This window comes from Microcoleus sp. CAWBG27, from assembly GCF_020883145.1.
Classification (GTDB): domain Bacteria; phylum Cyanobacteriota; class Cyanobacteriia; order Cyanobacteriales; family Microcoleaceae; genus Microcoleus.
Map to the genome: position 1 here is coordinate 19,693 of NZ_JAHREU010000082.1, position 8,156 is coordinate 27,848.

At 47.0% G+C, this 8,156-nt stretch carries 4 protein-coding genes; 2 read left to right on the plus strand and 2 right to left on the minus strand.

The window, feature by feature from the left end; genetic code table 11:
- Nucleotides 1-370: 370 nt before the first annotated feature.
- Complete coding sequence (locus tag QZ938_RS29255) at nt 371-4,315, minus strand: PAS domain S-box protein (RefSeq protein WP_293353712.1); 3,945 nt, start codon at nt 4,313-4,315, stop codon at nt 371-373.
- Between the two features lie 53 nt (nt 4,316-4,368).
- On the opposite strand from QZ938_RS29255, the gene QZ938_RS29260 reads away from it, so the two are divergent.
- Together QZ938_RS29260 and QZ938_RS29265 are read left to right on the plus strand one after the other, a co-directional pair.
- On the plus strand, nt 4,369-4,611 hold the full coding sequence (locus QZ938_RS29260) for a hypothetical protein (RefSeq protein WP_293147721.1): 243 nt from the start codon (nt 4,369-4,371) through the stop codon (nt 4,609-4,611).
- Nucleotides 4,612-5,315: 704 nt separating this feature from the next.
- Nucleotides 5,316-5,531 (plus strand): hypothetical protein, encoded by a 216-nt coding sequence (locus tag QZ938_RS29265; RefSeq protein WP_293147719.1) that lies wholly within the window; start codon nt 5,316-5,318, stop codon nt 5,529-5,531.
- A gap of 147 nt (nt 5,532-5,678) precedes the next feature.
- Here the strand turns inward: QZ938_RS29265 and QZ938_RS29270 are convergent.
- A partial coding sequence (locus QZ938_RS29270) for a glycoside hydrolase family 38 C-terminal domain-containing protein (RefSeq protein ID WP_293365667.1) occupies nt 5,679-8,156 on the minus strand: 2,478 nt, incomplete at its 5' end.

Consider the following 8,156-nt stretch of genomic DNA (forward strand, 5'->3'; position numbering starts at 1 on the left):
GAGGACTAAAGTCCTCACTACAAACACCTTGATAGCAGGTAGAGAAAAGGGATTTCTGGATATTTTTACGCAACAGTAAAGTTTTGTAACAAAACCCGTAAAAATGCGTAAAAATCCGCACCGAGTCCGATATATAAATGCTGATTCATAGTATCGCGATCGCCCTAACCTTATGCCGGTTGGCGCGATCGTTTTTTTGGTACGCTGATGACTACTGACTACTGACTACTGATATCGTTTCCGGTTGGATCGGAATTATTTAACCGCAGAGGGCGCAGAGGACACAGAGAGAGAATAGAAAGATTAATAATTCCAATGCTACCGGATTTGATATGACAACTGTCAACCGTCAACTGACAACTGACAACTGTCAACGGACAACTCGATCGCGCCCGCCTGACTTAGCCCGATACAGCGCCTTATCAGCAGCTTCAATCAGCATTTTCGGCGAATTTTGACCTTCAGCAATCGTCGCCACCCCCATGCTGAGAGTCACACAATCGGTGACAACAGACTTGAGGTGGGGAATTGCCAAAGCTTTGACGCGCCTGCGGATTCCCTCGGCAAAAGCCTGTGCAGCGGCGATATCCGTATTTGGCAAAATTACCCCAAATTCCTCGCCACCGTACCTAGCAGCCAAATAAAGGCGTTCTGCGGGTGCGTTGGCGCAAGCATCCCCGATCGCCCGCGCGACTTGTTGCAAACAAGCATCCCCAGCTTGGTGGCCGTAATTGTCGTTATAAAGTTTAAAACAGTCAATGTCGCACATAATCAAAGATAGGGGTTCGGCAGTGCTCGACTGTTCCCATTCCCGATTAATCACCTCGTCAAACCGGCGGCGGTTAGCTAGCTGAGTCAGACTGTCCAAATTCGCCAACCCGTCCAACCGCTGGTTAGCAGCAGCTAACTGCTGGTAAAGTAAAGATTGTTCGATCGCGATCGCCACTTGAGTAGCCAACTCACTCAGCAAATCCATATCAAACGGCTGCCACTCGCGGGGCGCCGAACAGTGGTGGGCAATCAACAAACCCCACAACTTCGGCACTTGACAAGTAGGATTGCCGTCGCGGTGTTCGATTCCCTGCTGCACGATGGGCACCACCAAATTCGCCTTCACCTGACACTCGGCCAAAAAATTGACGTGGCACTCGGCAAAATTAGAAGCCTGAATGTTTTCTACAGCGCGAATTCTGCCCTTTAAATACTGTCCCACATAAGTATTAGCAAAACAGCAATCCTCGATCGCCATCCCCATCAGCGGCATCCATCCTGCGCCCACCGACTCCACCACCACATCCCCGTTCCAATCTGGTCGGAAGCGGAAAATAATCACCCGATCCGTGGCCAAAAACTCCCGCACTTCCGCTACTGTAGTCTTAAGAATATCTTTGAGATCCAGAGAAGAACGGATGCGAGATTGAATTTCGGCGATCAGGCGTTCCCGCTCAACTTGCTGGCGCAGAGCCACTTGCACCTGCTTGCTTTCAGTAATATCTCGACCTTCCGGCAGCAGCAAGACAATTTTACCAGTTTCGTCTGCCACCGGTTTGAGAGAAAAATCGATAGTTGCCGTGCGGTTTACCCCTTGAACCTCCACTTCATAGCGGACAAATTCACCTTTTGCCGATCGAGAAATCGCCTCTTGCAACTGTTCCCGAACTTCCGGAGAACCCCCCCACCAAGGCCCCTGCCAAAACGGTCGATTTGCCACATCCCGCAGCTTAATTCCCGCGAAATCTAGAGAAGTTTGGTTAGATTCCAGCAAAATGCCATCCGGTTTTAGCAAGCTAACAAATTGGAAAGAAGAATCAAAAATTGCCCGAAAGCGCCGTTGAGAATCCCCCAACATTGCCGTCACCTTTTCGCGAGAAGTAATATCGCGGAAGCGCCACACCCTGCCAATAATATTTTGTCCGACTCGAATCGGCTGCGTGTAGCGCTCAAAAGTCCGGCCGTCTTTAAAATCGAGAATATCGCAGCCTTCGGACTCGGCATCGCTATAAATTTCTCTAACTCTCTGTAAAAAATCCCTCGGATCTTTAACTTGCTTAGTGAGAAACGTCAGCCGCACCGTTCTATCCAGTGAGTTTCTAACTTCTTCGTGGATACCCCACATTTGAACTAACTTTTCATTAAAACTAATCAATTCTCCGGCGTTAGTAACAGCGAGAATACCGTCTGCCGTTGCTTCCATAGTAGCGTGCAACAAAGAGCGCGATCGTTCTAATTCTGCTGCCATTAATTTGCGTTCCGTGAGATTTCGCACTGCTTTAACCTGCACCAAACGACCTTCGCAAACTACAAATTTGCTACGCACGTCAGCAGGAAAAGCAGTCCCATCCCGCCTGAGAAAAATCGTTTCGCAGACTGTATTGCTGGGTGCAGAAATCATTTGTGGCGCCATTTTGTAAGATTTTGGCGACAGCAGTTCCAGCAAACTCATTCCCACCATTTCCGCAGGTTCGTAACCGAACAGTTCGGCAAAATCCCTGCTGACGCTCAAAATTGTGTCGCGGTCAGCCACGGCAACTGGTTCAAAATAAGCTTCGCATTCGAGCAATTGTGCTGCTGTGCTGCTACCACGATCCCCGGCATAGCTGTTGTTAATTAGCTGTTGCATTTGCGTATTTGCAGAATACAGGGCGGCCATTGCCTGCCGATACATAGCAGTGCGTTTCTCAACTTTTTCAGTAAGGCGAGCGCGATTTTCTCGGAGTTCTCTTTCGACTCTAATTAAATCTGTAATATCTACTGCAAACACGATAACGCCAGCCACTTGACCTGATTCGTCGCGGTAGGGTATTGTATCTGTCCGCACCCAGCATTTGTGACCCGTGGCAGTTGGCAGCAGTTGGACTTTTCCCAGTTTCGGAACGCCGGAATTGATGACCTCTAAATCTTCTAAATAATATTGTTCTGCTTCGTCTGGATAGATTTCATAAAAAGATTTGCCTTCTAGTTGATTTGCGGGCAAACCTCTCGATGCAGCGGCGGCTTGATTAATTCGCAACAAGCGGCTGTCCGTATCTTTGTACCAAATCATCGCCGGCACCGAATCAAAAATAATTTGCTGTTCTTGGTGCTGGCGGCGCATTTCTGCTTCTACTTGTTTTCTTTTAATTATTTCTTGTTCCAGTTTTTTGTTAGTTCTTTTGAGTTCTGCCGTGCGTCTTTCTACTCTTTCTTCTAGTTGGTCGTAGTATTGACTCAGCATATTTTGCTGCTGTTCGCGCCGCATAGCTTCTAATTTTAAGCTTTCGCTAGCCGACAAACTTGACGATACAAATTCTGCTAAGATTGTAGTTAATTCGTGTTCTTCTTCCGTCCACTGGATGCTGGAACCCCGGCGTTCAGCGCTGACTATTCCAGCCATTTGACCTGCCAGCAAAATCGGTACATTCAACAGGGCAGTCGTACCCCGATCTGCAAAATAAAGACTTGCCAGTTCTCGCGTTCTCGGGTCATTTTCGGCTGCCACCGTTGCGATCGCATTTACGGATTTTAAGGCTTGAAAATACGCCGGACAGTCGGCCGCTGTGATGATTATTTGTACGGAATGGAGTTTGGTATTTTGTTCGTAAAAGTCGATACAGTGAAGCTGGGTTTTGTCTTCCCCGTACAGCCAAATACTGGCTCGATCGCAGTTGACAATACTGACAGCGGTTTCCGTGACTTCGCGGATGAATTCTTCTATATTGTTGCGTTCTTTAAGTTGACTTTTGGCTAATTTTGCGATCGCCAAAGTTGAACGGCGCCAATTGTCCTGAGAATTTGGCGGCGGTGCTACCGGCGCAGCGGCCTTAATTTCTTCGCAAACTAACAGTACCACCGGCCGTTGGAAATTGGCAACTGAGTGACTATCGGTATTTTCGTCTATTTTCCATTCTACCGCAGGCAAAGCGCGCGCCGTTGCTTTTACCCACATAATTTTGCCGTCTTTGCGAGTCAAACAGCCTTCCCAACAGGCGACTTTTGGATTTGACGTACCTTTTGTCGGGTGAACCAATCTCGCAAATTCTGACTGCATTTTCCCTTGATCTTGGCAGTAAAATATGTTAAAAATTGAATGACAAATTAATTCCTGCGACCTGTAGGCGAGGCGAGATTCGCCGAATTGATTGAGGGAAAAAACTCTTCCCAAAGCGTCTAGGACGAAGTAAATGCCCGGAAAATTATCGTAGACAGTTCGATACCAATCCTGTTCGACTTGTTGTTTGGTGGACGAAACTTTCGTGGCCGCGAGATCGTCCCCCGTACCTGTCAAGTGAGAATTGTTGGTTTCTGGGTTGCTTGAATGATTTTTTTTAGCAAACACTTTTAGCTTAACTCGACTGTAATTAATTTTACTTTCTGGAATTTAACTTTCTTGTGAAACTAAATTTAACCTGTTATTTGAAAAAGTTACAATTTGTAACAAAATTACAGCTTGTCCAGCACGCTGGTTTTCGCTTCCGATGCAACCCCTGTGTTTGTATAGAAATAAGAGTTGGCAGTTGGCAGTTGGCAGTTGGCAGTTGGCAGTTGGCAGTTGGCAGTTGGCAGTTGACCGAAAGAAGAAGGAAGAAGGAAGAAGGAAGAAGGAAGAAGGAAGAAGGAAGAGTTGACAGTTGACGGTTGACGGTTGACAGTTGACCGAAGGAAGACGGAAGACGTTCGAGGGAAGACCTTTCATTGCAATCAACCACAAGGGTTTCGGCAATTAAGAACATCTTAACCCTCTTAGCGGTTGCAGTAGTTGCTAGACCGTCTGCGTGCGGGAGATATTTCCTGTGGCGTTGCCGTGTCAGCAGTTAAAACAGCAATTACCCCCTGTGTACTTGTAGTATCCCCGACAATGGAAAAAATTGGCAATCAATTGTTTTAACTAATACGAGTGGGAAGTCCCGCACTCTATCCGTTTACAGGATGAGTGACGGGATGAAAACGAGCAGCAAGCAAATTGAGCGATAGCGAATCCATGATAGAATCGAAATAAGCGGGGATGATAAGAGTAGCCGTGGTGGGCGAACTTTCCGTTGTATAAATGCTAGACACCACCTATCAGTTTCTGACTGGTAGCCCCAAGATCCCTTTCTTGCCGTAAAAGAGCTGATGGATGGGTGAAAAAATCAACAATTCTACTCCTTGGGACACAGGGAGTCTGCCTCGAAGATAAGTAATTATCTTGCTAGTTAGGACCACCTTCGGGTGAGTAAAACCTACGGAGGGAGGATAAGACCAGCTTAGAGATTGCTCGCGTCGAGGCTCTCCCGTTGAAAGAGGAAGCCCGCACTCTATTTGTTTACAATAATGAGTGTCGGGTATGTCACGTATCTATGATAACATTCAAATATCTACTGTTGGGACTGACTTACTTAGGTTTCGGCTGGGGATATTTGCCCTGGCTGCGGATGAACCGGGCGGCGATCGCAATTGTTGGGTCAGCTTTTGCCGTAGCTTTGGGGAGTAGGAGACCTCAAAACTGCTTGGCGGGCGATCGACACCTATCTGTAAACGATATCGCGCGAGGGATTCCCGCGCCCGTTAGCTGAAAGGCGATCGGCAATAGACAAGATTGCAAAAGTTGCAAATTATCTTAAAAAATCATCTGCGTTTACCTGTGTTTATCTGCTTGACATCTGCGGTTCCTGTATAATTGAATGATTGATGCAAGAAGTCTAATATCTTAGGTTTTGAGATTATTCCTTCCTCCCTTCCCCCTCTTCCTTCGTGTCCTTCGCGCCTTCGCGGTTCGTTACAACAGCAAAACTAGCAATTTTCCAAGGTTCTATCTTAAAACTTTCCGATAGAGGCAACTTTTCAGACAAAATTGCAGGTCTTTCCAGCAAATCGACTGACTCTAAAATCTCCAATCCCAAATCGCCATCCAATGCTAACACAGCCTGTTTCCCCTCGGATTCGCAACACCGAAAAATCCAGACATTCGCATCATCTTCCGACTGTTTGAAAGCTATCAACACTAAATTTTCGGCGGACAAATCCAAGAACTTGCCAACGGGTGGCAGAGTCCGATCGCGATTTTCCTGCAACGGCGACAACACCTTTACTAACAGCGGCATATTCAACTCGCAGCCGCGCCGAACAGTGTCGGCTTCTTGCCAATTTCCAGCGTGGGGATAGACGGCACAAGTAAATTGGGAAACTCCAACATCTGCTGCTTCATCCGGCCAAGTGGAACTTCTGAGCAAAGTCAGCCGAATTTGATTTGGTTGAATGTCGCAACCGTATTTACAATCGTTAAGCAAACTGACTCCAAAACCGTCGTTGCTGATATCAGTCCAACGGAAAATCGGTACTTCCCATTTGGCTTTTTCTGCCGGTGTCTGCGGCTTGGTCGTGCGTGCGATCGCGCCGCCGGGAATTTCGCAAGTTGCAAAATCTGCTGCGACATTTAACCCGAAGGCTGTTTTGACTAAAACGTGAGTTTCTTGCCAATCTACGACTGTCTTGATTTTCAGCAGTGGCGAACCTGTTTCTACTATATAATCTTGGCGAAACTCGGATTTACCAATTTGCATAACTACGCGCAAACTCTGCCGTACTTCTCCCCGGTCTACCCAAGAAATCTGTTTGAGTATCGGGGCGGGTAATGGATGTTTTTGGTAATTCGGATCGATGTTCCAAGCATCCCAATATTGACCGCTGTCTTGAAAGGCTTGCAGTTGATTGCCTCCGACTGCATTCAGGACTTCTCTATTGTTTGCTTTATCCCAAATGCTGGATAAATTACCAGTTTCTGCGTCTACTGTTGCCCGAATAAGCTCATTTTCTAACACCATTTCTGGGGCTGAAAAATGCGTTTCTTGACAAGGCGTGTTTTTTTGTGCTATACCGTATGTAAGTTTCGATAAATCTGTCTTTTTTTCGGTTGCTGAGCTTACTGACGGACGATCGACTGTTTGAGCATCTTGACGACAGAGCCAAAAAACGCGGTAGCCGATCGCCGGAACAGACTCTGCCGAAAATAACAGTGTAGATTGAGATTGCGGTGGGAGTCGATCGCCCTTAACAATCTGCGAAGTCAACCGTTGTCCCGATAAGTCATAAATTTGCCAAGCCCAATCGGGGGAATCGGGAAGAGTTAGGGCGACAACTTCAGAGCGCGACCAATTGAGAGAATTGAAAACAAAAATCGGTTGAGCGTCCGGCTGCGGAGGAGAAGGCAGAGAAATTTGAGCAGCGATCGCATCCAAGGATTTTAGCAGGATGTGGCGACAAGTGCGATCGACCCGAGCAAAGGCTAGATTAGCATCAGTGTAGACCTGGGCGATCGCCGAACCGGGCAAAATATCGTGAAACTGGTTAAACAACACCTGTTTCCAAGCCGATTCTAACTCAACTTTCGGATAAACCGCACCAGTGCAGATTGTCGCGATCGAAGACAACAACTCCGCTTGATAGAGCAAATCTTCGCAGCGGCGATTTTGGCGTTTTTGGTCAGCGCGAGTCGTGTAACAACCCCGGTGGAATTCCAAATAAAGTTCGTCTTTCCAAATTGGGAGAAGGAGAGAAGGGGAGAGGGGGAGATTGGGAGAGGGGGAATTTTTTAGTTGGGATTTCTCTTGGTGAATTTCGGTTGGGAAATCAAGGTATTTAGGTTCTGATTCGGACATTTTACCGGAAAAATCACCTGCCAAGCCGGACAACTTCTCGGTTGTTTTCCGAAGTTGCAAATTTTCCTTGTTTTCTGCCGAATTCGTTTCACTTTCGGATGAACTTGTCGAATTTTCGAGTAATTTTCCCGATGCGACACCTGATAAAGTTTCGACAACTTCAGGAATTGGCAAACTTGCGGGATTTTTTAGATTGGAGTTGAGGCTGTCGGGTAAAGTTGCGGAATTTTCCGATGCGACATCCGACAAAGTTTCGACAACTTCAGGAATTGGCAAACTTGCGGGAGTTTTGAGATTGGAGTTGAGGCTTCCGGGTAAAGTTGCGGAATTTTCGACTAATTTTGGAGGTGCGACATCCGACAAAGTTTCGACAACTTCAGGAATTGGCAAACTTGCGGGAGTTTCCTGAGTTGAAGTTGCACTTCCGGGTAAAGTTGCGGAATTTTCGACTAATTTTGGAGGTGCGACATCCGATAAAGTTTCGACGACTTCAGGAATTGGCAAACTTGCGGGAGTTTCCTGAGTTGAAGTTGCACTTCCGGG